Annotated in this window: 25 protein-coding genes; 21 read left to right on the top strand and 4 right to left on the bottom strand. The window is 67.5% G+C overall.

The window, feature by feature from the left end; translation table 11 throughout:
- Positions 1-11: 11 nt before the first annotated feature.
- The 3 genes from AWC07_RS21720 to mqo are packed head-to-tail and all read right to left on the bottom strand — an operon-like array spanning position 12 to position 3,807.
- Complete coding sequence (locus AWC07_RS21720; protein ID WP_036409893.1) at positions 12-1,859, bottom strand: magnesium chelatase subunit D family protein; 1,848 nt, start codon at positions 1,857-1,859, stop codon at positions 12-14.
- Positions 1,856-2,326, bottom strand: a complete 471-nt coding sequence (locus AWC07_RS21715) for a GNAT family N-acetyltransferase (RefSeq protein ID WP_036409895.1) — start codon at positions 2,324-2,326, stop codon at positions 1,856-1,858. Before AWC07_RS21715 ends, AWC07_RS21720 begins: the two co-directional genes overlap by 4 nt.
- The gene (gene mqo, locus AWC07_RS21710; protein WP_036409897.1) at positions 2,323-3,807 is read right to left on the bottom strand and encodes a malate dehydrogenase (quinone); all 1,485 of its coding nucleotides are present in this window, start codon (positions 3,805-3,807) and stop codon (positions 2,323-2,325) included. The genes AWC07_RS21715 and mqo overlap by 4 nt, the downstream gene beginning before the upstream one ends.
- 220 nt (positions 3,808-4,027) lie before the next feature.
- Here mqo and AWC07_RS21705 point away from each other — a divergent pair, with 220 nt between their 5' ends.
- Genes AWC07_RS21705 through mtr form a run of 3 tightly spaced genes read left to right on the top strand, consistent with a single transcriptional unit; the run spans position 4,028 to position 8,304 of the window.
- Entirely contained in the window at positions 4,028-5,863 is a 1,836-nt protein-coding gene (locus AWC07_RS21705; RefSeq protein ID WP_036409899.1) for a PE family protein, read from the top strand.
- A 36-nt stretch (positions 5,864-5,899) separates the two neighbouring features.
- Positions 5,900-6,916 (top strand): alpha/beta hydrolase, encoded by a 1,017-nt coding sequence (locus AWC07_RS21700; RefSeq protein WP_139829816.1) that lies wholly within the window; start codon positions 5,900-5,902, stop codon positions 6,914-6,916.
- A gap of 8 nt (positions 6,917-6,924) precedes the next feature.
- Positions 6,925-8,304, top strand: a complete 1,380-nt coding sequence (gene mtr, locus AWC07_RS21695) for a mycothione reductase (RefSeq protein ID WP_036409946.1) — start codon at positions 6,925-6,927, stop codon at positions 8,302-8,304.
- A 2-nt stretch (positions 8,305-8,306) separates the two neighbouring features.
- On the opposite strand, the gene AWC07_RS21690 is transcribed toward mtr, so the two are convergent.
- Complete coding sequence (locus AWC07_RS21690; RefSeq protein WP_036409901.1) at positions 8,307-8,840, bottom strand: Fur family transcriptional regulator; 534 nt, start codon at positions 8,838-8,840, stop codon at positions 8,307-8,309.
- Between the two features lie 491 nt (positions 8,841-9,331).
- Between AWC07_RS21690 and AWC07_RS21685 the strand changes: the two genes are divergently transcribed.
- The 18 genes from AWC07_RS21685 to AWC07_RS21605 all read left to right on the top strand — a co-directional run bounded on the left by AWC07_RS21685 (position 9,332) and on the right by AWC07_RS21605 (position 24,986).
- The gene (locus AWC07_RS21685) at positions 9,332-9,670 is read left to right on the top strand and encodes a WhiB family transcriptional regulator (RefSeq protein ID WP_036409948.1); all 339 of its coding nucleotides are present in this window, start codon (positions 9,332-9,334) and stop codon (positions 9,668-9,670) included.
- A 119-nt stretch (positions 9,671-9,789) separates the two neighbouring features.
- On the top strand, positions 9,790-10,926 hold the full coding sequence (gene nicT, locus AWC07_RS21680) for a Nickel transporter NicT (protein WP_036409903.1): 1,137 nt from the start codon (positions 9,790-9,792) through the stop codon (positions 10,924-10,926).
- Between the two features lie 125 nt (positions 10,927-11,051).
- Positions 11,052-11,387: a hydrogenase maturation nickel metallochaperone HypA gene (locus AWC07_RS21675; protein WP_036409950.1), complete on the top strand. Its 336-nt coding sequence runs from the start codon at positions 11,052-11,054 to the stop codon at positions 11,385-11,387.
- 12 nt (positions 11,388-11,399) lie between these two features.
- Positions 11,400-12,164 carry a hydrogenase nickel incorporation protein HypB gene (gene hypB / locus AWC07_RS21670; RefSeq protein ID WP_036409905.1) on the top strand — a complete coding sequence of 255 codons (765 nt, stop codon included), beginning with the start codon at positions 11,400-11,402 and terminating at the stop codon, positions 12,162-12,164.
- A 259-nt stretch (positions 12,165-12,423) separates the two neighbouring features.
- Positions 12,424-13,479, top strand: coding sequence for an NADH-quinone oxidoreductase subunit B family protein (locus AWC07_RS21665; protein ID WP_036409907.1), 1,056 nt, complete (start codon positions 12,424-12,426; stop codon positions 13,477-13,479).
- A gap of 40 nt (positions 13,480-13,519) precedes the next feature.
- A complete protein-coding gene (locus tag AWC07_RS21660) occupies positions 13,520-15,319 on the top strand; it encodes a nickel-dependent hydrogenase large subunit (protein ID WP_036409908.1) in 1,800 nt (599 codons plus the stop codon).
- Between the two features lie 83 nt (positions 15,320-15,402).
- Positions 15,403-16,296, top strand: a complete 894-nt coding sequence (locus AWC07_RS21655) for a NifU family protein (RefSeq protein WP_036409910.1) — start codon at positions 15,403-15,405, stop codon at positions 16,294-16,296.
- Positions 16,293-16,919 (top strand): DUF5947 family protein, encoded by a 627-nt coding sequence (locus AWC07_RS21650; protein WP_036409912.1) that lies wholly within the window; start codon positions 16,293-16,295, stop codon positions 16,917-16,919. The genes AWC07_RS21655 and AWC07_RS21650 overlap by 4 nt, the downstream gene beginning before the upstream one ends.
- Before the next feature lie 8 nt (positions 16,920-16,927).
- Positions 16,928-17,572: a DUF6084 family protein gene (locus tag AWC07_RS21645; protein ID WP_036409952.1), complete on the top strand. Its 645-nt coding sequence runs from the start codon at positions 16,928-16,930 to the stop codon at positions 17,570-17,572.
- Positions 17,569-18,894 (top strand): hypothetical protein, encoded by a 1,326-nt coding sequence (locus AWC07_RS21640; RefSeq protein ID WP_036409914.1) that lies wholly within the window; start codon positions 17,569-17,571, stop codon positions 18,892-18,894. The genes AWC07_RS21645 and AWC07_RS21640 overlap by 4 nt, the downstream gene beginning before the upstream one ends.
- 12 nt (positions 18,895-18,906) lie before the next feature.
- Positions 18,907-19,026 (top strand): DUF6893 family small protein, encoded by a 120-nt coding sequence (locus AWC07_RS29890; protein WP_023372388.1) that lies wholly within the window; start codon positions 18,907-18,909, stop codon positions 19,024-19,026.
- A gap of 18 nt (positions 19,027-19,044) precedes the next feature.
- Positions 19,045-19,545, top strand: a complete 501-nt coding sequence (locus AWC07_RS21635; protein ID WP_036409917.1) for a hydrogenase maturation protease — start codon at positions 19,045-19,047, stop codon at positions 19,543-19,545.
- 2 nt (positions 19,546-19,547) lie between these two features.
- Entirely contained in the window at positions 19,548-19,811 is a 264-nt protein-coding gene (locus tag AWC07_RS21630) for a HypC/HybG/HupF family hydrogenase formation chaperone (protein WP_036409955.1), read from the top strand.
- Position 19,812: 1 nt separating this feature from the next.
- On the top strand, positions 19,813-22,158 hold the full coding sequence (gene hypF, locus AWC07_RS21625) for a carbamoyltransferase HypF (protein WP_036409919.1): 2,346 nt from the start codon (positions 19,813-19,815) through the stop codon (positions 22,156-22,158).
- Positions 22,155-22,901, top strand: a complete 747-nt coding sequence (locus AWC07_RS21620) for a HypC/HybG/HupF family hydrogenase formation chaperone (protein ID WP_036409920.1) — start codon at positions 22,155-22,157, stop codon at positions 22,899-22,901. Before hypF ends, AWC07_RS21620 begins: the two co-directional genes overlap by 4 nt.
- Positions 22,902-22,926: 25 nt before the next feature.
- Positions 22,927-23,589 carry a D-sedoheptulose-7-phosphate isomerase gene (locus AWC07_RS21615; protein ID WP_036409922.1) on the top strand — a complete coding sequence of 221 codons (663 nt, stop codon included), beginning with the start codon at positions 22,927-22,929 and terminating at the stop codon, positions 23,587-23,589.
- Complete coding sequence (gene hypE / locus AWC07_RS21610) at positions 23,586-24,695, top strand: hydrogenase expression/formation protein HypE (RefSeq protein ID WP_051507797.1); 1,110 nt, start codon at positions 23,586-23,588, stop codon at positions 24,693-24,695. Before AWC07_RS21615 ends, hypE begins: the two co-directional genes overlap by 4 nt.
- An 18-nt stretch (positions 24,696-24,713) precedes the next feature.
- Positions 24,714-24,986, top strand: coding sequence for a HypC/HybG/HupF family hydrogenase formation chaperone (locus AWC07_RS21605; RefSeq protein WP_036409924.1), 273 nt, complete (start codon positions 24,714-24,716; stop codon positions 24,984-24,986).
- Positions 24,987-25,001 lie beyond the last annotated feature (15 nt).

The raw sequence follows: 25,001 nt of genomic DNA, 5'->3' as shown, positions 1-25,001 counted from the left end.
CCTTCACCGACTCAGGCCGCGTTGCGGACGGCCCGCGTCAAGTGGTCGGCGTGCAGCTGCTCGAGCCGAACGGCTGGCGCACCCAGCTGACGCGCCAGCTGCCCGGCCAATCCGAGCCGAACGTATGAAGTTTCACAGTCTACGATCACGGCGGCCACGCCTTCAGCGGCCAGTCGGGCCGCAGCAATTCGACTGCGGCCCAGCGGGTCTGGCCCGGACGTGGCCCGTCCGTCGGTAAGCACCACCACCAGGGCGCGGCGAGCGAGATCACGCGCCTTTTCCCGGACGACCAGTTCGCGCGCGGCCAGCAGACCTTCCGCAAGCGGTGTTTTGCCACCGGTGTCGAACCGGGCGAGCCGCCGGCCGGCGATGTGCGCCGACGACGTGGGCGGCAGCAACAACCCGGCCTCATGCTGACGAAACGTGATCACCGCGACCTTGTCACGCCGCTGATAGGCGTCGCGCAGCAGCGACATGGTGGCGCCGCTGACCGCGGCCATGCGATCGCGGGCGGCCATCGATCCCGAGGCGTCGACGACGAAGATCACCAGGTTGCCCTCGCGTCCCTCGCGGACCGCGCGCCGTACGTCGTCCAGCCGCAGCCGCAGCGGCCCTGCCCCCGACGCGTGCTCGGCGGCCGACAACACGGTGGCGAACAGATGCAATCCATGGGCGCCGGCGTCGCCGCCGTCGGCAGCCGCGACCACACTGCCTGATGCGTTGCGGGCCCGCGACCGTCGTCCGGGCGCGCCCTCGCCAACACCCGGAACAGTCAGCGCGCGGGTACGGAAGATTTTCGATGGTGGCGCGCTGGGCTTTGGCCGCTTTGGTGCTGCGTGCGAATTCGGTTGGGACGCACAGTTGTTGGTGGACTGACCACCGCCGGGCGGGTCAGGCTCAGGTTCGGGGTCGGAGCCGGCTTCGCCGCTCACCGCTGGTGCCCCCAGCGCCAGTGCCTCGTCCAGCTGGTCTCGGTCGAGACCGTGATCGTCGAAGGGGTCTCGACGGCGCCGATGCGGCAATGCCAGTTCGGCGGCTACCCGGATGTCCTGTTCCTCGACGGTGCGTGCGCCACGCCAGGCAGCATGGGCGGCTGCCGTTCGGGCGACCACCAGATCGGCCCGCATGCCGTCGACGTCGAAGGCCGCACATAACGCGGCGATGCGCCGTAATTCGTTGTCCGGCAATACAACCTTGTCGACGAGAGCGCGCGCCGCGGCGATCTGGCGGGCCAGCTCGGCGTCGGCCTCGACGTAGCTTTCGGCGAACGTGTCGGGATCGGCCTCGTATGCCATCCGCTGCCGGATCACCTCCACGCGCACGTCGACGTCTCGCGATGCCTGCACGTCGACGGTGAGGCCGAACCGGTCCAGCAGCTGCGGACGAAGTTCGCCCTCTTCGGGATTCATGGTGCCGATCAGCACGAAACGGGCCTCATGCGAATGCGATATGCCGTCTCGTTCGACATGTACCCGTCCCATCGCGGCGGCGTCGAGCAATATGTCGACCAGATGGTCATGCAGCAGGTTGACTTCGTCGACGTAGAGCACTCCGCCGTGAGCACGGGCCAGCAGGCCCGGTGAAAACGCGTGCTCACCGTCACGCAGAACGCGCTGCAAATCCAGCGAACCGACCACGCGGTCCTCGGTGGCTCCCAACGGCATTTCGACCAATGCCGCGCCGGCGCCCCCGGTCGCGGTCGACAGCAGTGCCGCGAGTCCGCGCACGGCCGTCGATTTCGCGGTGCCCTTCTCCCCGCGGATAAGAACCCCACCAATCTCCGGACGAACGGCACACAGCAGCAACGCGAGCCGCATGTGGTCATGTCCGACGATCGCGCTGAACGGATACGGCTTCATGAGTGCGCCGCCCGACCGGATGCGGGCCGCAGCATCGGCACATGCGGGATACCGTCGTCGATGAAATCGTCACCGTCGCGGACAAATCCGTGCTGAGCGTACATGTCGGCCAGATAGACCTGGGCGTCGATCCGGCACGGGTAGTCACCCACCTCGGCCAGCGCGGCACGCAGCAGCCGGGTGGTATGTCCCTGACCGCGGGCATCCCGCCGGGTGCACAGCCGGCCGATGCGGAATGTCTTCTCACCTCCGGCGTGCTCCTCCATCAGCCGCAGGGTACAGATCACCTCGCCGTCAGGTGTTTCCAGCCAGAAGTGCCGGGTCTCGGAAAGCAGGTCGCGGCCGTCCAGTTCCGGATACGGGCAGGCCTGTTCGACCACGAAGACTTCCACCCGCAGCTTGAGTAGTTCGTAAAGGGTTGGCGCGTCAAGGTCTTTGGCCCACACGCGGCGCAGCGCTTCTGTCATGGACTGTCCAGTTGCAGCACTTTGGTGGTCCAGGACCGCACTTCGTCATACAGTGCGGGCTCTTCGGAGAGGTTGGTTCCCAGCGACGGCACCATCTCTTTGAGGGCGGGCAGCCACGACTGATACCGGTGGCCAAAGCAGCTCTGCAGAACCTCGAACATGATGGGCACCGCCGTCGAGGCGCCCGGGGAACCTCCCAGCAGCCCGGCGATGCTCCCGTCGGCGGCACCGACGAGTGTGGTGTTGAACTCCACCACCCCACCCTTGTGCTTGTCGCGCCGGATCACCTGCACCCGCTGACCGGCCAGGGTCAGCTCCCAGTCGGAATCCGTTGCGCTGGGGGCAAATTCACGCAGCACACCGATGCGATCCGGTGCCGAGAGTCGCAGTTGGCCGATCAAATAGTTCAGCAAGGTCAGTTCGGTCACGCCGACGCCGAGCAGCGACAGCAGATTGTCGCGCCGGAGCGACCGGGCCAGATCGCTGAAGTGGCCTTGTTTCAAGAACTTTGGCGACCAGCCCGGGTACGGGCCGAACATCAGCCAGGGCTTACCGTAGACGAACCTCAGGTCCAGGTGCAGCGCTCCCAGAGGCGGCGCGCCCGGCGACGGAACTCCGTAGACCTTGGCCCGGTGCGCGGTGGTGAGCGCCGGGTTGTCGCTGCGTAGGAAGCGGCCGCCGATCGGAAAACCGGCGAAGCCCCTGATCTCCTTGATGCCGGACTTCTGTAACAACAGCAGCGCATCCCCGCCGGCCCCGACGAAGACGAATCTAGCTTTCAGCGTGTACTTTTGGCCGCTGCGCCGGTTGCCGACGGTCAAAATCCAGCTGCCCTCGGGCTGGCGGCGAAGATCACGGACCTCGTGGCCGAACAGCGCGGTCGTCCCGTTGCGTACGCAATAGCCGATGAGCTGGCGCGACAATGCGCCGAAGTCGACGTCGGTGCCGTCCGGAGCCCAGTTGAGCGCGACGGGCTCGGAGAAGTCACGCTTGGCTGCCATGAAGGGCAACCGGCGGGCGAACTCGTCCGGGTCATCGATCAGTTCGCTGCCGGAGAACAACGGGTTGCCGGCCAGCGCATCGTGGCGGCGCCGCAGGTAATCCACGCGGTCGGCGCCGTGCACGAAACTCACGTGCGGGACGGGATTGAGAACGCCGCGTACGTCGGTCAACATGCCGTTTTCCACGGCGTAGGCCCAGAACTGCCGGGTGACCTGGAATTGCTCGTTGATCAGGACCGCTTTGGTGACGTCGATCGTGCCTCCGGGACCTGCTGGGGTGTAGTTCATTTCGCACAGCCCCGCATGGCCGGTGCCGGCATTGTTCCACGGACTGCTGCTCTCGGCGCCAACGGCATCGAGCCGTTCGATCACGGTGATCGACCAGTCCGGCTCCAGCTTCTTGAGCAGCGCTGCCAGCGTCGCGCTCATGATGCCCGCGCCCACCAGCACGACATCGGCGGTCCTGGTTAGCTCCGACACCCTGGCCCTTCCTCCGGCTGTACTGGTTTCCAAGGTTATCCCGACCGAACTGGGGCTTACCTTGCGCCAAGACCGACGATGCCGGTAGCGGAGTTGGATAGCACAGGCAATTGCTTGAAAGCGCCCAAAGCATTTTGCCGATCTCACTAAAATCTGTCCTGGCCATTCGTGGCCTGATGGGCGAGCAATTGATCGTAAGCCTGCTGGCGGAAGGTGCTTTATGTCGTTTCTCATCGCAACACCGGACACGCTCGACGCGGCCGCCAGGGATTTGGCGCGGATTGGTTCGGGGATCAACGCGGCCAACGCCGCCGCGGCGGCCCCGACCACGGGTCTGTTAGCCGCCGCCGAGGATGAGGTGTCGATGGCCGTCGCGGCCCTGTTCGGCGCGCATGGCCAGGGATATCAGACCGTCAGCGCCCAAGTGACGGCGTTTCACGCACGGTTTGCGCAAGCATTGACCGCGTCCGGCGGCTCGTATGCCAGAGCCGAAGCCGCCAACGCGTCGCCCATGCAGGCTGTGCTGAACCTGATCAACGCTCCCACTCAGGCGGTGCTAGGGCGCCCGCTGATCGGCAATGGCGCCAACGGGTTGGCACCAGGTGAGGCCGGCGCGCCGGGGGGCTTACTGTTCGGCACCGGCGGGAACGGTGCGCCCGGTGGGCCCGGCCAAGCGGGTGGCGCCGGGGGCAACGCGGGGCTGATCGGCGATGGCGGCGCAGGCGGACCCGGGGGGACGGGCGCGGCCGGCGGTAACGGCGGTGCCGGCGGGCTGCTGTTGGGCAACGGCGGGGCCGGCGGGCAAGGCGGATTAGGCATCGTGGGCGTCAACGGCGGCAATGGCGGACCAGGCGGTCACGGCGGCAACGCCATCCTGTTCGGCGGCGGCGGCGCCGGCGGACAGGGCGGCACCGGCGCCATTGGCACCGATGGCAGCAACCCCACCCCCGTCGGCGCGGCCGTTGCCGGCACCGCCGGTACCAGTTCAAACGTGGGTGGTACTACCAGCGCCACCGGGGGCGCTGGGGGAACGGGCAGCGACGGCGGCGTCGCAATGACCGGCGGGAAGGGGGGCGCCGGCGGCAACGCAACCGCCCAGGGTAGCGGTAACGCCACTGGCGGCGACGGCGGCAACGGCGGCAACGGCGGCAACGGCGGCAACGGCGGGGCCGGTGGGTTCGCAACCACGACGAGCGGTAGTACCGCCGCCGGTGGTGCTGGTGGTGACGGTGGTGACGCGCAGGCATCCGGCGGTACTGGTGGTAACGGCGCGTCCGGCGGGAACGCCAATGCGGTCATCACCGCCCTCGCAGGCCACGGCGGCAACGGCGGGAACGGGCAGGACAGTAACGTGTCCGGCGGCGCCGGAGGGGCTGGAGGTGCCGGCGGTGACGGCGGGCGTGGCGGGCTGCTGGTCGGCAATGGCGGCAGCGGTGGCCTCGGGGGTACCGGCGGCACCGGCGGCGACGGCGCGTCGGCCGGTGCCGGCGGACTCGGCGGCGTTGGCGGTAACGCCAGCACCACCAGCGGCAGTGCCATCAGGGCCACCGGCGGCGACGGCGGTGCGGGCGGCAATGGCGGCAGCGCACTCGGCACCGGGGGCACCGGCGGGGCCGGCGGTCTGGGTGGTCGCGGCGGTGCGGCCGGCATATTGCTGGGCGACGGCGGCGCGGGCGGCGTCGGCGGCAACGCCGGTGCCGGCGGTGCGGGCGGTGCTGGCGGTGCGGGCGGCGCTGGCGGCGGCGGGGGTTCCGGTACCGGCAGCAACCCCATGTCTTTTAGTTTCGTCGGCGGTGCCGGCGGTGACGGAGGTCACGGCGGCAATGGTGGGGCCGGCGGTGCCGGCGGTGCCCCGGGCCTCGGCGGCGCGGGCGGGTCCGGGGGCTGGCTGAGCGGCCGCATCGGCGGCACCGGTGCCGGTGGCGTGGGTGGTACCGGTGGCCTCGGCGGCGCGGGGGGTGCAGGCGGCGCCCTTGGCGCGGGCGGCTCCGGAACATCCACGGGCGGCCCCCCAGGTTCCCCCGGCACAGACGGCGCGCCTGGCGCGCCCGGCTGACCGACATCGCGGGTGACCACGCTCTAAGCTGACCCCGTGACTGGCTGGATGCCCGACGTCCTGCCCGGCTATTGGCAGCACCCGATCCCGCTCGGACCCGACCCCGACGGTGAAGGCGACGTCGTCGCGACCCTGATCCGCCGCGGAGATCCGGTCCAGAGCGATCACGCCGTCCTGGCGGTACACGGCTATACCGACTACTTCTTCCACACCGAACTGGCCGATCACTTCGCGCGCCGCGGGTTCGCCTTCTATGCGCTGGACCTCCGCAAATGCGGCCGCTCCCGGCACGACGGCCAGACCCCGCACTTCACCACCGATCTGGCCCACTATGACGCCGAACTGGAACACGCCCTGCGCGTCATCGGCGAGCAAACGGACACGGCGCGGGTTCTGGTGTACGGCCATTCCGCCGGCGGGCTGATCGTCTCGCTGTGGCTGGACCGGTTGCGCCGGCGCAGCACGACAGCGCACGCGGCCGTCGGCGGCCTGGTGCTCAACAGCCCCTTCCTGGATCTGCACGGGCCGGCGATCCTGCGTTCGGGCCTCACCTCGGCCGCGGTCGCCGCGATATCGCGGATGCGGCCCAAGAGAGTGGTCCGGGCACCGCGTGAGAGCGGATACGGCTCCACCCTGCACCGCGACTATGACGGCGAGTTCGACTACAACCTGCAGTGGAAACCCGTGGGCGGCTTCCCGATCACCTTCGGCTGGGTGCATGCCACGCGTCGCGGCCAGGCACGGCTACATCGCGGGCTCGACGTCGGCGTGCCCAACCTGATCCTTCGTTCCGATCACACCGTGCGCGAAAACGCCGACCCGGCAGCCCTGCAACGCGGCGACGCGGTGCTCGACGTCACCCGTATCGCCCGCTGGGCGGGTTGTATCGGCAACCGCAGCACCATCATTCCGGTGCCGGACGCCAAACACGACGTGTTCTTGTCGCTGCCCGAGCCGCGCCGGATAGCCTATCGCCACCTGGACAACTGGTTGGACCACTACCTCAGCACACTGGATGACACCGGCGCCTCGGCATCGTCGGGGAAAGGGTGAGCGCCGCCATGGAAACCTACGACCTGGCGATCATCGGAACCGGTTCGGGCAACAGCATTCTCGACGACCGCTATGCGCACAAACGGGTGGCGATCTGCGAGCAGGGCACCTTCGGCGGCACCTGCCTCAACGTCGGGTGCCTGCCGACCAAGATGTTCGTCTACGCCGCAGATGTGGCCAAAACCATCCAGGGTGCCAGCCGGTACGGCGTCGACGCGCACATCGACGGGGTGCGCTGGGACGATATCGTCTCCCGCGTCTTCGGGCGCATCGATCCGATCGCGATGGGCGGCGAGCAGTATCGGCGCTCGGCCCGCAACATCGACGTGTACCCCGCCCATACCCGGTTCGGCGGCGTCCAGGCCGACGGGCGCTATCTGTTGCGCACCGACGATGGTGACGAGTTCACCGCCGATCAGGTGGTGATCGCGGCCGGTTCGCGGCCGGTGATTCCGCCGGCGATCCTGGCCTGCGGCGTCAGGTACCACACCAGCGACTCCGTCATGCGGATCGCCGAGCTGCCGAAGCACCTGGTAATCGTCGGAAGCGGTTTCGTGGCAGCAGAATTCGCGCACGTCTTCTCGGCGTTCGGGGTTCGCGTCACGTTGGTGATCCGGGGCGGCTGCATGCTGCGGCATTGCGACGACACGCTGTGCGAACGGTTTACCCGCATCGCCTCGACCAAATGGGAACTGCGCACCCACCGCAATGTGGTGGCCGGGGAAGACGGCGCAACCGGCCTGTCGCTCACGCTCGACGACGGGTCCACCATCGACGCGGATCTGCTGCTGGTGGCGACCGGCCGGAGGTCCAACGCCGACCTGCTCGACACCGACCGGGCCGGCGTCGACGTGGACGATGACCGGGTCGCCGTCGACGAATACCAAAGAACTTCCGCCCGTAACGTTTTCGCGCTCGGTGACGTCTCGTCGCCGTATCAGCTCAAGCACGTCGCCAATCACGAAGCCCGTGTCGTGCAACATAACCTGCTGTGCGACTGGGACGATACCGCGTCGATGGCCGTTACCGACCATCGCTACGTACCGGCGGCGGTGTTCACCGATCCCCAGCTGGCCGCTGTGGGATTAACCGAAAACGAAGCCGTGGCAAGAGGTTTCGACATTTGCGTCGCAATACAGGACTACGGCGACGTCGGTTATGGCTGGGCGATGGAAGACACCACCGGATTCCTCAAGCTCATCGCCGAACGCGGCAGCGGGCGCCTGCTGGGCGCGCACATCATGGGCCACCAGGCGTCGTCGATCATCCAGCCGCTGATCCAGGCGATGAGCTTCGGACTCACCGCAGCCGAAATGGCCCGCGGCCAGTACTGGATTCACCCGGCGCTGCCCGAGGTCGTCGAAAACGCGCTGCTGAACCTGCGCTGATGTCAGCGCCGGCGCTGCGCGGGATCGCGTCGCCGGGGAGAGCGCGGATCGGTGGCGTCGCCGAAATCCTGCACATTGTCCTGACATGCGGGGCACAGGCCGCGCAGCGTCAGACCGGCCCGTTCCGACAGTGCGAACGAGCTGCCCGCCATCGCATGCTCGAGTGCCGAGCTCAGCTGCCGCGCGGGCACTTCGATGATCGCCCCGCACTGGGTGCACACCGCATGGTGGTGTGGCGCCGTGGCCAGCCCGTAAGTGGTTACCCCTCCATCGAGGGTCAACGCATGCAACACTCCCTGGTCGACCAGGGTGGTCACGGTGCGATAGACGGTGGCCAGGTCGGGCGGCTGGGTATCGGCGGACAGGCAGGCGGTCAGCCGCTGATAAATCTCGGCCACCGACAGATGGCCGTTGACCGGTTCGAGGACCGCCAGCACCTGAATCCGCGAGGGCATCCGCCGCAGGCCGCGGGCACGCAAGAGTTCGCCGATCCGCTCGGTGACAGCCGGGTCCAGGCCCGACGGCTTTGACGTCACCTGTTCAGTGTCGCGCCGGACGGCCGGGATCGCCAGTATACGGTCGGGCCCGGGGTGGCGATTGCGACGCGGCCCGTGCGCCGGGCGGACCCGCCACCGAGACCCTGGCCTTGGCCCCGACGCCGGCAAGGCCAACGGTCACATGCGGGGACCACGTGCCCGCGGCCCCGGTCGATCGTGCGTACGAACCGGCAAGGACGATGGTCACAGCCACAAGGGATTTGAAGCCTCTCCGGTGGTGACAAAGGGCCCTAGGCGCTACCTGACGCCCTTTCGTACTGTCGCGACAGACGCCTGTTTGACACCGCTCTATCCCCGCAACAGCAGGGATTGAGCATGACAGGGGGTTGAGCCCTCGGTAAATCTGGCGCGTGCACGCACTTGGCCGCGGGCAAAACAGGCCGTTCGAAAAGTTCATCTGTCAACACCGGCCGCAGCCTTGGGGGAGTCTCGTGCCAAAAATCCGGAATTACGCCGCCCAAACCGGCGCCATTACTGCAGTTCACCACCTTCCCTACGGCTCGGACGCCGAGGCCCGCGCCGCGTGGGTGTCCAAAGCCCGGTGCCGCAACATTGACCCAGAGGAATTGTTCGTGCGCGGCGCCGCCCAGCGAGAAGCGGCGGCGTTCTGCCGGAACTGCCCGGTGATTCTCGAGTGCGCCGCCGACGCGCTCGACAACCGCGTCGAGTACGGGATCTGGGGCGGGCTGACGGAACGCCAGCGTCGTGCCCTTCTCAAGCAGCACCCCCAGGTGAAGTCCTGGGCGGCCTTCATCGCCGCCCGGCGCAACCACCACAGCGCGGCCGTCACCGGCGCCGCCAGCGCGTAGCACGCAACGCGGTGTTCACCGGCGACAGATCCCGGTGCTTCTGCAAGTGACTTGCAATAACTTGTGACGCAACCTACAGTCGTGCCTGTTGCGTTCCGCCCGCCGCTGCAAGGACCAACATGGCCCGTAGAGAACTCGACCGGCGCCCGTCACATCCCTCACCGTTGACAGGTTTTTCCGGGGTGCTCGGCGTCTTGGCACCAGCGGAGTGGTGGCGCCTGGGATCGATGTTGGCCGTCATCGTCGCGCTGCACCTGGTCGGCTGGATCACCCTCATCGCTCTGGTGGAGCCCGCGCAACTCGCCCTGGGCGGCAAGGCATTTGGCATCGGCATCGGCTTGACCGCATACACGCTCGGCATGCGGCACGCCTTCGATGCCGACCACATCGCCGCCATCGACAACACCACCCGCAAGCTGATGAACGACGGGCAGCGGCCGCTGGCCGCCGGGTTCTTCTTCTCGCTGGGCCACTCCACCGTCGTCTTCGCTCTGGCGGTATTACTGGCGACCGGAGTCAAAGCCATCGTCGGACCGGTTCAACAAGACTCCTCTTCGTTGCACCACTACACCGGCCTGATCGGCACCGGCGTCTCCGGAGTGTTCCTGTATCTGATCGCCGTGCTCAACGTCATTGTCCTGGCCGGCATCCTGCGGGTGTTCGCCCGGTTGCGTCGTGGCCAGTTCAACGAAGCCGAACTGGAGCAACAGCTGGACAACCGAGGACTAGTCAACCGATTCCTCGGGCGATTCACCAAGGCGATTACCAAGTCCTGGCATATGTATCCGGTGGGGTTGCTGTTCGGGCTGGGCTTCGACACCGCCACCGAAATCGCACTGCTGGTCCTGGCGAGCACCAGCGCGGCAGCCGGGTTGCCCTGGTACGCCATCCTGTGCCTGCCGGTGTTGTTCACCGCGGGCATGTGCCTGCTGGACACCATCGACGGTTCGTTCATGAACTTCGCCTACGGCTGGGCATTCTCCAATCCGGTGCGCAAGATCTACTACAACATCACCGTCACCGCACTTTCGGTAGCGGTCGCGTTGCTGATCGGCAGCGTCGAACTGCTGGGCCTGTTCGCCGACGAATTCGGCTGGCGGGGCCCGTTCTGGAGGTGGATCGCCGGATTGGACCTGAACGTGGTCGGCTTCGCGGTCGTCGCCATGTTCGTGGTCACCTGGGCCGTCGCCCTGCTCATCTGGCGCCTGGGTCGCATCGAAGAAAAGTGGGTGCCGGCGGTCGAGCGCGCGGCCTGACGGTCCGGGTGTGCGCTGACGAACGAGGGCCGCGGCGCCGGTCTCGCCGAGATGGCCCCGTTGGTTGTCGACGGTGTAGAACAGGCTCATGGGCTCGTCGACCCGTAGGCATGCGGGGCACGGTCATGCATGAGCTCGCCCTGTGTGAGGCGATCGCCGGCGTGGTCAAGACACATGCCGACGGACGCCACGTCGACGTCGTCCGGGTGCGGGTCGGCGCGCTTCGGCAGGTGGTCCCGGAGTCGCTGTCGTTTTGCTGGACGCTGGTCCGCGATTCGGCGGACCTGCCGGACGCCGAACTGGAACTGGAATGCGTCACCGCCGAGGTGCGCTGCCGTGCCTGCGGCCGGCAATCGGAAATCACCTCGGCCTGGTCGATCTGGTGCCCGCACTGCGACAGTCCCGACGTCGAGGTGCTACGCGGCAACGAATTCCTGGTGACATCGCTCGATGTCTCGTGAAAGGTATTGAGAATGGGTAGGTTTCACCGCCACGACGACGGCACTGTGCACATCCACGAGCACGAGCACGAACACGGGGATCACACCGGTTACCAGACCGGCGCTGCGCGCGTCGACGTCCTCGAAGATATCTTCGCCGAGAACGACGCGCGCGCCGCTATCAACCGGGCGGCATTCGACAGCAACGGCATCCGCGCGCTCAACCTGATGAGTTCCCCTGGGTCGGGAAAGACCACCGTGCTGCAAACCACGCTCGACGAACTCGCCGGCGAGTTCGCGATCGGGATAATCGAGGGCGACATCGCCACCGACCTCGATGCCGCCAAACTCAGCGGCCGCGGCGCCCAGGTGTCACTGCTGAACACCAGCAACGGTTTTGGCGGCGAATGCCATCTGGACGCGCCCATGGTCAACCGCGCCCTGCCGGGCCTGGACTTGCCCGGTCTGGACCTGGTGATCATCGAAAACGTCGGCAACCTGGTCTGCCCGGCCGAATTCGACGTCGGCGAGCACGCGAAGGCCATGGTCTATTCCGTCACCGAAGGCGAGGACAAACCGCTCAAATATCCGGTGATGTTTCGCTCGGTGGATGTGGTGCTGCTCAACAAGATTGACCTGGTGCCCTATCTGGACGCCGATGTGCAGGCGTACATCGCCCATATCCGCCAGGTGAATACGACCGCGACGATCTTGCCGGTCAGTGCCCGCACGGGTGCGGGTATGACTGCCTGGTTCGATTGGCTACGACGGTTCGCCCGCGGTGTGCCCCCTGGGTAGCGCGTCCACGAATTGTCAACTGCAAACAATTCGCAATGATCGTGCACACAGCCGGATTGCGAATTCCGTTCTGGCACTGACGGTAAAGAACAAAGACAGACTATGCAACAGCCGTCGACCGAATGCCGTCAGGTTGCCACCTGCGAACCATTGACAAGGCACAACGACGGGGAGTAGACCCAAAACAGCGCTGCGCAAGTGGGCCGACGGTCGACTCCGGCAGCGTTAGGGGTTTCAGCCCGCCCCGGAAAGCTGCACTATGCCTACAGAAGCAGCAGTCAAAGCAGAAGAAGCGTTGATCCACGTGCTGTGGATCAACGCAGGTCTCAGCTGTGACGGCGATTCGGTGGCGTTGACTGCCGCCACCCAGCCCAGCGTCGAGGAGATCGCCCTGGGAGCGCTTCCCGGCCTTCCCAAGGTCGCCGTCCACTGGCCGTTGATCGATTTCGAATGCGGTCCGACGGGAGGCGCGGACGACTTCCTGGCCTGGTTCTTCAAAGCCGATCGCGGCGAGTTGGAGCCCTTCGTGCTGGTCGTCGAAGGATCGATACCCAACGAAAAGATCAAGGACGAGGGCTATTGGTGCGGGTTCGGCAACGACCCGGCCACCGGCCAACCGATGACCACCAGCGAGTGGCTCGACCGGCTGGCGCCCAAGGCCACCGCGGTCGTCGCCGTCGGGACCTGCGCCACCTATGGCGGCATCCACGCGATGGCCGGCAACCCCACCGGCGCTATGGGTGTTCCTGACTACCTCGGCTGGGACTGGAAGAGCAAGGCCGGGATCCCGATCGTCTGCGTACCCGGCTGCCCGATTCAGCCCGACAACCTCGCCGAGACGCTGACCTACCTGCTCTACATGGCCACTGGCCAGGCCCCGATGATTCCGCTCGACGACGCGCTGCGACCCAAGTGGCTGTTCGGCCAAACCGTGCACGAGGGCTGTGACCGGGCCGGCTACTACGAGCAGGGCGATTTCGCCACCGAATACGGCTCGCCGAAATGCATTGTGAAACTGGGTTGTTGGGGTCCCGTTGTGAAATGCAACGTGCCCAAGCGCGGCTGGATCAACGGCGTCGGCGGTTGCCCGAACGTCGGCGGCATCTGCATCGGCTGCACCATGCCGGGTTTCCCGGACAAGTTCATGCCGTTCATGGACGAGCCACCGGGCGGCAAGGTATCCACCACCGCGTCGGGCCTCTACGGGACCGTGATTCGCAACCTGCGGCACATCACCGAGCGCACCGTCGACAAGGAACCACGCTGGCGCCACAAGGGCACCCAACTCACCACTGGAGCACGCCGCACCTGGTAGGTGGCGGCGTCGCATTCTCAGCTCACCCGGAGAGACTTCGATGACCACTATCGTCCCCGAGCCGACCACCGCCAAGCGCGAACCCGGCCAGCTCGTCGAAATGTCCTGGGATCCGATCACCCGGATCGTGGGCAGCCTCGGCATCTACACCAAAATCGACTTCGAGAACAAAGAAGTCGTCGAGTGCCACAGCACCTCGTCGATTTTCCGCGGCTACTCGATCTTCATGAAGGGCAAGGATCCTCGCGACGCCCACTTCATCACCAGCCGCATCTGCGGCATCTGCGGTGACAACCACTGCACCTGCTCCTGCTACACCCAGAACATGGCCTACGGGGTCAAGCCGCCGCATCTCGCCGAGTGGCTGATCAACCTCGGCGAGGCCGCCGAATACATGTTCGACCACAACATCTTCCAGGAGAACCTGGTCGGCGTGGACTTCTGCGAGAAGATGGTCGCCGAGACCAATCCCGGGGTGCTGGCCAAGGCGGAGAAAACCGCGGCACCGCACGCCGACGCGCACGGCTACCAGACCATCGCCGAGATCATGCGCTCGCTCAACCCGTTCAGCGGCGAGTTCTACCGGGAGGCCCTGCAAGTCAGCCGCTGGACCCGAGAGATGTTCTGCCTCATGGAGGGCCGCCACGTACACCCGTCCACGCTGTACCCGGGTGGCATCGGGACCACCGCCACCGTCCAGTTGATGACCGACTACATGACCCGGCTGATGCGCTACGTGGAGTTGATGAAGAAGGTCGTGCCGATGCACGACGACCTGTTCGACTTCTTCTACGACGCCCTGCCCGGCTACGAGAAGGTCGGCCTGCGCCGCACGCTGCTGGGCTGCTGGGGTTCTTTCCAGGACCCCGAGGTGTGCAACTTCGAATACAAGGACATGGAGCGTTGGGGTAACGCCATGTTCGTCACCCCGGGCGTGGTGGTCGACGGCAAACTGGTCACCCACTCGCTGGTGGACATCAACCTTGGCATCCGAATCCTTTTGGGCAGTTCGTATTACGACGACTGGACCGACCAGGAGATGTTCGTCAAGACCGATCCGCTGGGCAACGCCGTGGACCGGCGCCACCCGTGGAACCAGCACACCAACCCGCATCCGCAGAAGCGGGACATGGACGGCGGCAAATACAGCTGGGTGATGTCGCCGCGCTGGTTCGACGGCAAGGACCATCTGGCGCTGGACACCGGCGGCGGCCCGCTGGCCCGGCTGTGGTCGACCGCGCTGGCCGGGCTGGTCGACATCGACTATGTCAAGGCGACCGGCAACAGCGTCAAGATCAACCTCCCGAAGACCGCGCTGAAGGGTCCGGTGGAACTCGAATGGAAGATCCCCAAGCACGGCAGCAATACGATCGAACGGGACCGGGCCCGCACCTACTTCCAGGCCTACGCGGCCGCATGCGCATTGCACTTCGCCGAGCAGGCGTTGGCGGAAATCCGCGCCGGACGAACCAAGACCTGGGAGCGCTTCGAGGTGCCCGACGAGGCCATCGGCTGCGGCTTCACCGAGGCGGTCCGCGGCGTGCTAAGCCACCACATGGTGATCCGCGACGGCAAGATCGCCAACTACCACCCGTATCCGCCCACCCCGTGGAATGCCAACCCGCGCGACAGCTTTGGCACGCCGGGCCCCTACGAGGATGCGGTGCAGGGTCAGCCGATCTTCGAGGAGAACGACCGGGAGAACTTCAAGGGCATCGACGTGATGCGCACGGTGCGCAGCTTCGATCCGTGCCTGCCCTGCGGTGTGCACATGTACCTGGGGAAGGGCAAGACGCTGGAGAGACTGCACACACCAACGCAGTCACCCATCGAGGCGTGATGATCGCAAGCGCGGCGAAGCCGGGCGCTGGGGGCACCTCCCGCTTGCGGGGGCCGGGTCATCACCATCAAAAGGAGTGACGCATGACCGATCGCCCGGATACCCCCGAGAACGACACACAATGGCGCACCGCGGGCGATCGAATCCAGACCTTGCTGGATTCCTGCGCGGCGGCCGGGACGGCCGCGCACGAACGCGCCCAACAGCTGGTCCGCGAGGTGGTCGGGCTTTACGGAGCCGGGCTGGAACGGATCATGCAATCGCTGGACGACCCCGGTTTGGCCGAGCGGCTGGCCACCGACGACCTGGTGGCCAGCCTGCTCCTGGTACACGGCCTGCACCCGCACGACGTGCACCGGCGGGTGGCCGACGCGCTGCAGCGGGTGCGGCCCTACCTGGGTTCCCACGGCGGCGACGTCGACCTGCTCGAGGTCACCGATACCGTCGTCCGGCTGGCGTTCACCGGGAGCTGCAAGAGTTGCCCGTCATCGGCGGTGACACTCGAGCTGGCGGTGCAGGACGCCATCCGGGCCGCCGCCCCGGAGATCTGCTCGATCGAACTGGTCACGAACACCAAGCCCGGCGCCGTCATTGCGGCCGAATCCCTCTTGGCGCGAGTGCATTCCAACGGCCATGACGCCACCTCCTGGCACCCGGTGCCGGAGCTCGACGTCCTGGCACCCGGCGAGGTCGGCGGTTTCCTGGTCGACGGAACAGCGTTGCTGGCGTGCCGGGTCGGCGACCAGACGTTCGCCTACCGCGACCACTGTCCGATGTGCGACGACACGCTGGCCGGCGCGGCATTGTCCGACGCGCTGCTGCGCTGCCCGCGCTGCGGCACCGGATTCGACGTGGTGCGCGCGGGTGCCGGTGCGAACGGGGCCCACCTGGACCCGTTGCCGCTGCTGCGTCGCGACGGCGTGCTCTCGGTGGCACTACCCTGCGCGGTGACCGAGGCCATGGGAGCGTCGGCATGACGAGTCCCTATGACGTCCTGGCCCGGATCAGGACCAACCAGCGGGCCCCCGAACCGGCCGACGAACGATGTGAGATGTGCTCGGAGCCGATACCCCACGAGCATCAGCATGTGGTGAATGTGGCTGGGCGGCAACTGATGTGCGTCTGCCGCGGCTGCTATCTGCTGTTCACCGACTCCGAAGCCGAGCTGCGCTACCGCGCCGTTCCCGACCGGTATCTGGCGTTCCCCGATTTCGCGCTGGACCGGCGCACCTGGGAGGCCCTGCAGATTCCGGTCGGGGTGGCATTCTTCTTCACCAACTCCGCCCTCGGCCGCACCGTCGCCTTCTACCCGGGTCCGGCCGGCGCCACCGAATCGCAGCTCGACCTGGACGCCTGGAACGCCCTCGGCGGGGCCGACCCCCGGCTTGGCCTACTGGCCGACGATGTGGAGGCGCTCTTGGTGCGGGTCCCCGAATCCGGCCCGCCGCAAAGCTTTCTGGTTCCGATCGACGCCTGCTACGAATTCGTCGGCCGGTTGCGGTTGCTGTGGCGCGGCTTCGACGGCGGCCAGCAGGCCCGGGAATTCATCGACGGCTTCTTCGCCCAGGTCGCCGCCCGAGCACGGGAGACGCCGCGGTGACCCAGCCGATGGACCTGACGTTTACCGTACTCGACGTGGCGCCGGAGAGGTACACCGTCAGCCCGGTGCTCACCGCCCGCATCGGCGTCGCCGCCAGCGGTGACGACCCGGTGCACGCCGTCGCGCTGCGCTGCCAGGTCCGCATCGAACCGCTGCGGCGTTCCTACTCCGACGGCGAAGCCGCCGGACTGCTCGACTTGTTCGGACCCCGGGAACGCTGGGTAAACACCCAACGGACCTTCCTGTGGCAGCATTGCACCGCCATGGTGCCGGGCTTCGCCGGCCACACCACCGCGGCACTGCCCTTGGACTGCACCTACGACTTCGAGGTGGCCGCGGCCAAGTACCTGCACGCGCTGCGCGACGGCGCGATCCCCCTCCAATTCCTGTTCAGCGGAACAGTTTTCGTCAAATCCGAGCGCGGTTTCTCGGTGCAGCACGTGTCCTGGGACTGCGAGGACCGCTACGACATGCCGGTCGCGGTGTGGCGCGAGCTGATGGCCCAGCACTACCCGAACACCGGGTGGCTGCGGCTCAGCCATGACACCATCAGCGCGCTGGCCCGCTACAAGTCGGCGCGCGGCCTGCTGGACCTGGACCACGCTCTGACCGAGCTGTTGGCCGACGCATCGCAACGGGAGGCAAGCCCGTGACCTCCAGCTGGGACCGCGCCCGCGCCGTCGCCGACGCGGTGCTCTACGAGGGCTATCTGCTCTACCCGTACCGCGGGACATCGAGCAAGAACCAATCTCGTTGGCAATTCGGCGTTCTGGGACCACCCGGCGCGGCCGAGGCCGGGCTGGGCGAAGACGACACGATGGCGGCGCAGTTCCTGGTCGACGGCGCCCAAGCGATCACCCTGGTGGTGAGATTCCTGCAGCTGCAGCACCGCCGCGCCGAGCGGGCACGTGCCGGCGGCGGCTTCGAACCCGTGGCCGAACTGACCACGGCGTCGGGATCATGGCTGTCCTGGGACGAAGCCGTCGAATGTGAAAGGTCCTTCGGCCCGTTGGCGTTCGAGGACCAGCCGTGGACGCTGCCGCTGCTGGCACCGGAGGCGACCGACGTCGAATCCCTCGACGGCGGCCGTCTGGTTCGCCACCGCCGGGAGGTGCGTGGCGAGCTCACCGTCTCCGGTGAACCCGACGGTGACCTGCGCCGGGTCTCGGTACGTATCGCCAACGTCGGCCCCGGCGCCTCCTCGACAAGCCCCGACAAGGACGACGCGATTGCGCGGTCGCTGATCGGTACCCATATCATCGCCGAAGTCGTTGGCGGCCAGTTTGTTTCGTTACTCGAACCGCCGCCTGCCGCATCCGCGGCGGTGTCGCGGTGCACGCAGCACCGATGCTTCCCGGTGCTGGCCGGGCCACCGGGCAGCCATGACCTGTTGCTGATTTCGCCGATCATCCTCTACGACCACCCCGAGGTCGCCGAACAGAGCAGCACCGAGCTGTATGACTGCACCGAGATCGACGAGATCCTGACGCTGCGCGTGATGACCATGACCGACGAAGAAAAGGCTCAGGCGCGGGCCACCGATCCGCGGGCCGCCCGGATCATCGACCGGTGTGAGGCCATGTCGCCGCAGGACATGGCCCGGTTGCACGGGGTGCTGCGGGACCCGCACGCAGTTGCCGGGCTCGTCCCGGAGGTGCCCGTGGGGCTTGACTGGTGGGATCCGCCGGCCGACGACGCGGTGCGTCCCGAGATCGACGCGGTGCTGGTGAACGGAGTCCGGATCGCCCGGGGCAGCCGGGTCCGGTTACGACCGAGGCGCAACGCCGACGCGCAGGACATCTTCGTCGCCGGCAAAACCGCGCGCGTCGCGTCGGTGCACCAGGACGTCGACGGCAACACGCACGTCGCCGTGGTCGTCGACGACGATCCGGCCGCCGAACTGCACGAGTGGTACGGCCGCTACCTGTACTTCTCCCCTGACGAGGTGGAACCGCTACAAACGCAAAACATGTGAAAGGAGTTCGCCATGGACGTCTTAGGTTGGGTGTTCATTGCCCTCATCGCGCTGGTGGTGGCCGTCGCGGTGGCGTTGGGAGTGGCATCACTACCGGATGCCCGCCGCTACCTGAAGCTACGGCGGATGTAGCCGGGGCCGGGCCAGCCCATGACAGCGCGCATCCTGGTCGCCGGAATCGGCAACATCTTCCTGGGGGACGACGGTTTCGGCTCCGAGGTGCTGCGCCACGCCGAGATTCCGCAGGACGGTTCGCAGGTGCGCGTCATCGACTACGGCATCCGCGGCATGCATCTTGCCTACGACCTGCTCGAGGGCTGGGACACCCTGGTGCTGGTCGACACGGTGCCCAGCCGCGGCAGTCCGGGCGCCTTGCACGTCTTCCAGGCCGATCATGACGAGTGGCCCGACCCGACGAGCCTGGACGCGCACAACATGGATCCGGCCACGGTGTTCGCCAACCTGAGGGCGCTGGGGGGTACGCCGCCCTACACCGTCGTCATCGGGTGCGAGGCGGGTAGCGTCGAAGAAGGCATGGGGCTCAGCGAACCCGTCGCCAAGGCCGTCCCTCGCGCCGCGCGCGCGGTCGAGGAGATTGTTGCGGCGTTGCGAGCAACCTCGGCCCCGCAAGCGATCCGAGAGGAGTGCTGATCATGTGCCTGGGTATCCCCGGTCAGGTGATCAGGATGCTCGACGGCTACGAGGGGCAGCTGGCACTGGTAGATGTCACCGGCGAACCGCGCAAGGTGAACGTGGGCATGCTTCCGGAGGAGACCTTCGCCCCCGGTGACTGGGTGATCATTCACATGGGCTTCGTGGTCGAGAAGACCGACCGCGCCGGAGCCGAGCAGGCGATGGCCGGCCTGGAGCTGATGGGGCGCGGCCGCAATCCCGATGGCGATCGCGGCTGGGTTTGACATGACCGACACGCCCTTGTTGCTGCGCTCCGACGATCTTCGGCGGCGCATCACCGTCACCGGTGTCGTCCAAGGGGTTGGTTTTCGTCCGTTCGTCCACGTGCTCGCCACTGAGCTCGGCCTGGCCGGGTTCGTCGGCAACGATTCCGGCGCCGTCTTCGTGGAGGTGCAGGGCGGGCGGGCTCAGCTCGACGAGTTCGCCCGCCGGTTGCGTGCCGAGGCGCCGCCGCTGGCTCGGATCAGCTCGGTCTCGGTGACCGAGATCCCTACCGAGACAGGCACATCCGGGTTCCGGATTGTCGCCAGCCGGACGGTCGGGGGTGCCACGACGCCGATTCCGCCGGATGTCGCGGTGTGCGACGACTGCATCGCCGAATTGTTCGACCCCCGGGACCGCCGCTACCGGCACCCGTTCATCACCTGCACCAACTGCGGGCCACGGTTCACCGTGATCCGCACGCTGCCCTATGACCGCCCGGGTACCACCATGGCGGGGTTTGCCATGTGCGAGCGCTGCGCGGCCGAATATCACGACCCCTGCGATCGCCGATTCCACGCGCAGCCGATCGCCTGCCCGGACTGCGGGCCGTCGCTGTGGTTTCGGTCAGCAGCCGGGCGGGTTCGCGGCTCCGACGCCGCGCTGGCGGCCACCCAACGGGCGCTGGCAGCCGGCGCGGTGGTCGCCATCAAGGGGATCGGCGGTTACCACCTGGCCTGCGCGGCCGGCGACGACGCGGTGGTGCGCTCGCTGCGGTCACGAAAGGCGCGGGGCGCCAAGCCGTTTGCCATGCTGGTACGCGATCTGGACGTGGCCCGCCGCTACACCTTCGTCGACGACACCGAGGCGGCGGTGTTGTCTGGCCCGGCCCGGCCCATCGTGTTGCTGCGCCGGCGTGACACCGCCGTGGTAGCCGACTCCGTTGCGCCCGGTAGCCCGCTGCTCGGGCTGATGTTGCCCTACTCCCCCATCCATCACCTGCTGCTGGCGCCGGTGCCCGGTGGCCGCGGCCCGGTTCCCGACGCGCTGGTGCTGACCAGCGCCAACCGGTCCGACGAGCCCATCTGTTTCACCGACACTGATGCGGCAGAGCGACTTTCGCAGCTCTGCGATGCGGTGCTCGACCACGACCGTCCCATCCATGTGCCGTGTGATGACTCGGTGGTGCGGGTGGTCAGCGAGAAGGGGTGGGCGCGCGAGCTGCCGATCCGCCGCTCCCGCGGCTACGCGCCGCTGCCGGTCGAGCTCGGGTGCGACGGCCCGGCCGTCCTGGCGGTGGGCGGCGAACTGAAGAACACGTTCTGCCTCATCGATGGCCGTCGCGCGTACCTGTCCGCCCACATCGGCGACATGGGCACCTGGGAGACGCTGCGCGCGTTCGAGCGCGCGGTGCGCCAGCTCAGCGAAATACGTGGTGAGCCAAAGCGATTGGCCGCCGACCTGCATCCGGGGTATCACACCCGCAGCTGGGCCGAGCGCCACGCCGGCGATCGACCGCTGGACGTGGTGCAGCACCACCATGCGCACGTCGTGTCGCTGCTGGCCGAACACGGGCGCCTCGGCGAACCCGTCGTCGGAGTCTCCTTCGACGGCACCGGTTACGGCTGCGATGCCACCATCTGGGGCGGGGAGATCCTGGTCCTCGGCCGCGACAGCCACCGCTTCGTGCGGGCCGGGCACCTGTTGGCGGTACCGCTGCCCGGAGGCGACGCCGCGGTACGCAACCCCTGGCGGATGGCGCTGGCGCAGCTGTGGCACGCCGACCTCGACTGGACCCCGGATCTGGCACCGGTCGCGGCCGCGACATGCGACGAATTACGGCTCATCCGTTCGCAATTAGAGAGCGGCACCGGCTGTGTGCCGTGTTCGAGCATGGGCCGGTTGTTCGACGCGGTCGCGTCGATACTCGGGGTGCGCCACCGGATCGACTACGAAGGCCAGGCCGCCATCGAACTCGAAGCGCTGGCCGAGACGGCCGGTGACCGGGCCGGGCCGTCGCTGCCCCTGACGGTGCGAGCCGGGGTCATCGATTCGGCCACCATGGTGCAAACCCTGGTGTCGGCCCTGCGTGCCGGCACCCAACCGGCGCTGCTGGCCGCATGTTTTCACCGAGCGGTTGCCGACGCCGTCGCCAAGGTGGTCGCCCAGGTGGCCGGCGGTGTGCGGCTGGTCGGCCTGACCGGCGGGGTGTTCCAGAACGTCCTGCTGCTGCGAGGGTGCCGGGAACGGTTGCAGCACATGGGTTTCGAGGTCTTGACCCACCACACGGTGCCGCCCAACGACGGCGGGCTGGCGCTCGGTCAGGCCGTGATTTCGATGCTGACCGGGGCGGAGGCGGCCGAGCAATGAGCATTCCCACCGCCATCGACCGCGGGCTCAGTGCCGAGTTGGCCGCCGACCTGGCAGCCACCGCTTTCACGCTGGCCAAGCGGTTCGCGGCGGGAGCCACCATGTGGTCGATCGCGCCGTCGTGGGAACCGCATGCCCTGCACATCGCGGTCGAGTTCGTCCATCCGGTGATCATGGGCAAGCGGGCACTGCCGGCGGTGGCGTTGACCGGACCCGATCTGGTGGATCTGGCGCGGGTATCGGTGCGGCCCGGCGACATCGTCGTCGCGGTCGCCGGCGCCGAGCAGCCGGACGTACGCTCGATCATGCGACGCGCTCCGGCCTGGGGTGCCACCACGGTGTGGATCGGTAGTGGTGAACGCCCGAAAGCCGGTGCGGCCGACCACGTGTTGTGGCTTGACGACCCCGACCCGCGGGTGCCCGCGACCGGTGGCTTCGTGCTCTTCTACCACGTGTTGTGGGAGCTGACGCATGTGTGTTTCGAGCATCCGGGGTTACTCAAACCTGAATGCGCAGCTGAGGTTTGTGTGACGTGTAGTGACGAGGGACGCCTGGGCGAAGTGGTGGCCGCTACGGCCGACGGGCTGGCGGCCGTGCGCACGGCGCGGGGCGTCGAGGATGTGGTGATCAGCCTGGTCGGCCAGGTCGAGGCCGGTGATCTGGTGCTGGTGCATGCCGGCACGGCCCTCAGCCGCGTCGGCGACGAAGATGCCGGCATAGCCGGGATCGAGGAGCGGCGCTAATGAACCCCGTCCAGGAGGACGCCTGATGAGCGACGAGCCGACCAACTTCCTGTATCCGTTCATCGATGCGCAGGAGGAAAACCCCGAATCGCTGCTGGCCGACCTGGCCGCGTCGGCGCAGGCGAAGGCCGCCGAAAGCCTGGCCCTGCGCCGCGCCACCCTGGAAGCCAACGCCGACCTGTTGGCGGCAGCCGCCACCGAAATGGCGCGCCGATTCGCGGCGGGCGGGCGGCTGTTCACCTTCGGAAACGGCGGCAGTTGCACCGATTCCACCACCCTGGCGCGGCTGTTCGCCCGGCCGCCGATCGGCACGCCGCTACCGGCCTGGTCGTTGACCGCCGACCAGGCGATACTTACCGCCTTGGGCAACGACGTCGGATTCGACCTGGTGTTCGCCCGCCAGCTGATCGCCCGGGCACGCGACGGCGACATCGCGATCGCCATGTCGACCAGCGGCAATTCGCCCAATCTGCTGGCCGCGCTCGCCGAGGCGCGCCAGCGGGGCCTGTACACCATCGGCTTCGCCGGATACGACGGCGGCGCCTTCGCCGACAACCCGAATGTGGACACCTGCTTCATCGTTCGGTCACAAAGCGTGCACCGGATCCAGGAATCGCAGGCGCTGTTGGGCTATCAACTGTGGGTGGCGGTCCACGAACGGGGCAGCCGGGATCGAGGGGCCGCATGAGCCGCGCCGGCGACTATCTCTCGTCAGGACCGCGCTTTGCCGAGGGCGAGGTCATCGAGCGCATCGAGTCGTTCCGCCGGCGACGGCCCCGGCTGCTCGACGAGCACGTCACCCTGGCCCACGGAGCCGGGGGCAAGGCCTCGGCGGCGCTGGTCGATGCGGTGTTCCTGGAGGCGTTCCGCAACCCGACGCTGGAGTCGCTAGGCGACGCCGCGGTGCTCCCGTTGCCCAGCGGCGAGCGGGTTGCCATGTCGACCGATTCATTCGTGGTGGCGCCCAGGCGTTTTCCCGGCGGCTCGATCGGCGCGCTGGCCGTACATGGAACCTGCAACGACCTGGCGATGGCCGGTGCCGTGCCGTCCTGGATCTCGGCGGCCTTCGTGCTCGAAGAGGGCTTCCCTATTGCCGAGCTCAAAGAAATCGTCGCCGACATGGCGGCCGCGGCCGCCGAGGCCGGGGTGCAGATCGTCACCGGCGACACCAAGGTGGTGCCCAGGGGCGCCGCCGACGGTCTGTTCGTCACCACCACCGGCACCGGGGTCATTCCCGCCGGGCGGCACCTTGTCGCCGACGCGGTGCGCGCCGGCGACAAGGTGTTGCTGTCGGGGTCGATGGGCGATCACGGCATGGCCGTGATGCTGGCCCGCGGCGATCTGGCCATCGAGGCCGACATCCGTTCCGACACCGCCTCGCTCAGCCCGTTGGTGGAATTGCTGCTGGCGGCCGCGCCGTCGACCCGCTGGCTGCGCGATGCCACCCGCGGCGGGGTGGGCACCGTCTGCAACGAACTGGCCCAGGCCTGCGGGCTGGGGGTGCTGCTGGAAGAACAACGAATTCCGGTGGCGCCGATGGTCACCGGCGCGTGTGAGCTGCTGGGCATCGACCCGCTCTACGTCGCCAACGAAGGCAAGTTCGTCGCCGTCGTCGCACCGGAGGAAGCCGAAGCCGGGCTGGCCGCGGTGCGCTCGCATCCGCTGGGCACCGATGCGGCCGAAGTCGGCGAAATCGTCGCCGAACCGGCCGAAACCGTAGTGCTGCGTACCGGATTCGGCGGTACCCGGATTGTCGACATGCTGGTCGGAGATCCGCTGCCGCGAATCTGCTGACCTGGGGAAGGAACTGACATGTGCCTGGGCATTCCGGGGCGGATCGTCGAGATCACCGACCCGGCAAACTATCTGGCGAAGGTCGACGTCAGCGGAGTGCAGCGGACGATCAGCGTGCGGCTACTCGACGACGACATGCCGGCACCGGACGACTGGGTGCTCATCCACGTCGGTTTCGCCATGGCCAAGATCGACGAGACCGAGGCGCTGCTCACCCTGGACGCGATCCAGAAGCTGGGCGATGCCTACACCACCGAAATGCAAGCCTTCGATTCGTCGGCGATCATCTGAACAGGGGTGCCACAC

It is taken from the genome of Mycobacterium gastri (genome assembly GCF_002102175.1).
GTDB classification, from domain to species: Bacteria; Actinomycetota; Actinomycetes; order Mycobacteriales; family Mycobacteriaceae; genus Mycobacterium; species Mycobacterium gastri.
This window is presented reverse-complemented; position numbering and strand designations above follow the sequence as displayed.

Excerpts from the sequence above, each read along its gene's own strand:
- AWC07_RS21630 (WP_036409955.1), top strand. The coding sequence starts at position 19,548 with ATGTGCCTGGGTATCCCCGGTCAGGTGATCAGGATGCTCGACGGCTAC.
- AWC07_RS21615 (WP_036409922.1), top strand. The coding sequence starts at position 22,927 with ATGAGCGACGAGCCGACCAACTTCCTGTATCCGTTCATCGATGCGCAG.
- AWC07_RS21675 (WP_036409950.1), top strand. The coding sequence starts at position 11,052 with ATGCATGAGCTCGCCCTGTGTGAGGCGATCGCCGGCGTGGTCAAGACA.
- AWC07_RS29890 (WP_023372388.1), top strand. The coding sequence starts at position 18,907 with ATGGACGTCTTAGGTTGGGTGTTCATTGCCCTCATCGCGCTGGTGGTG.
- mtr (WP_036409946.1), top strand. The coding sequence starts at position 6,925 with ATGGAAACCTACGACCTGGCGATCATCGGAACCGGTTCGGGCAACAGC.
- AWC07_RS21705 (WP_036409899.1), top strand. The coding sequence starts at position 4,028 with ATGTCGTTTCTCATCGCAACACCGGACACGCTCGACGCGGCCGCCAGG.
- AWC07_RS21605 (WP_036409924.1), top strand. The coding sequence starts at position 24,714 with ATGTGCCTGGGCATTCCGGGGCGGATCGTCGAGATCACCGACCCGGCA.
- nicT (WP_036409903.1), top strand. The coding sequence starts at position 9,790 with ATGGCCCGTAGAGAACTCGACCGGCGCCCGTCACATCCCTCACCGTTG.
- AWC07_RS21660 (WP_036409908.1), top strand. The coding sequence starts at position 13,520 with ATGACCACTATCGTCCCCGAGCCGACCACCGCCAAGCGCGAACCCGGC.
- AWC07_RS21650 (WP_036409912.1), top strand. The coding sequence starts at position 16,293 with ATGACGAGTCCCTATGACGTCCTGGCCCGGATCAGGACCAACCAGCGG.
- AWC07_RS21665 (WP_036409907.1), top strand. The coding sequence starts at position 12,424 with ATGCCTACAGAAGCAGCAGTCAAAGCAGAAGAAGCGTTGATCCACGTG.
- AWC07_RS21715 (WP_036409895.1), bottom strand. The coding sequence starts at position 2,326 with ATGACAGAAGCGCTGCGCCGCGTGTGGGCCAAAGACCTTGACGCGCCA.
- AWC07_RS21645 (WP_036409952.1), top strand. The coding sequence starts at position 16,928 with ATGGACCTGACGTTTACCGTACTCGACGTGGCGCCGGAGAGGTACACC.
- AWC07_RS21635 (WP_036409917.1), top strand. The coding sequence starts at position 19,045 with ATGACAGCGCGCATCCTGGTCGCCGGAATCGGCAACATCTTCCTGGGG.
- hypF (WP_036409919.1), top strand. The coding sequence starts at position 19,813 with ATGACCGACACGCCCTTGTTGCTGCGCTCCGACGATCTTCGGCGGCGC.
- AWC07_RS21655 (WP_036409910.1), top strand. The coding sequence starts at position 15,403 with ATGACCGATCGCCCGGATACCCCCGAGAACGACACACAATGGCGCACC.
- hypB (WP_036409905.1), top strand. The coding sequence starts at position 11,400 with ATGGGTAGGTTTCACCGCCACGACGACGGCACTGTGCACATCCACGAG.
- hypE (WP_051507797.1), top strand. The coding sequence starts at position 23,586 with ATGAGCCGCGCCGGCGACTATCTCTCGTCAGGACCGCGCTTTGCCGAG.
- AWC07_RS21720 (WP_036409893.1), bottom strand. The coding sequence starts at position 1,859 with ATGAAGCCGTATCCGTTCAGCGCGATCGTCGGACATGACCACATGCGG.
- AWC07_RS21620 (WP_036409920.1), top strand. The coding sequence starts at position 22,155 with ATGAGCATTCCCACCGCCATCGACCGCGGGCTCAGTGCCGAGTTGGCC.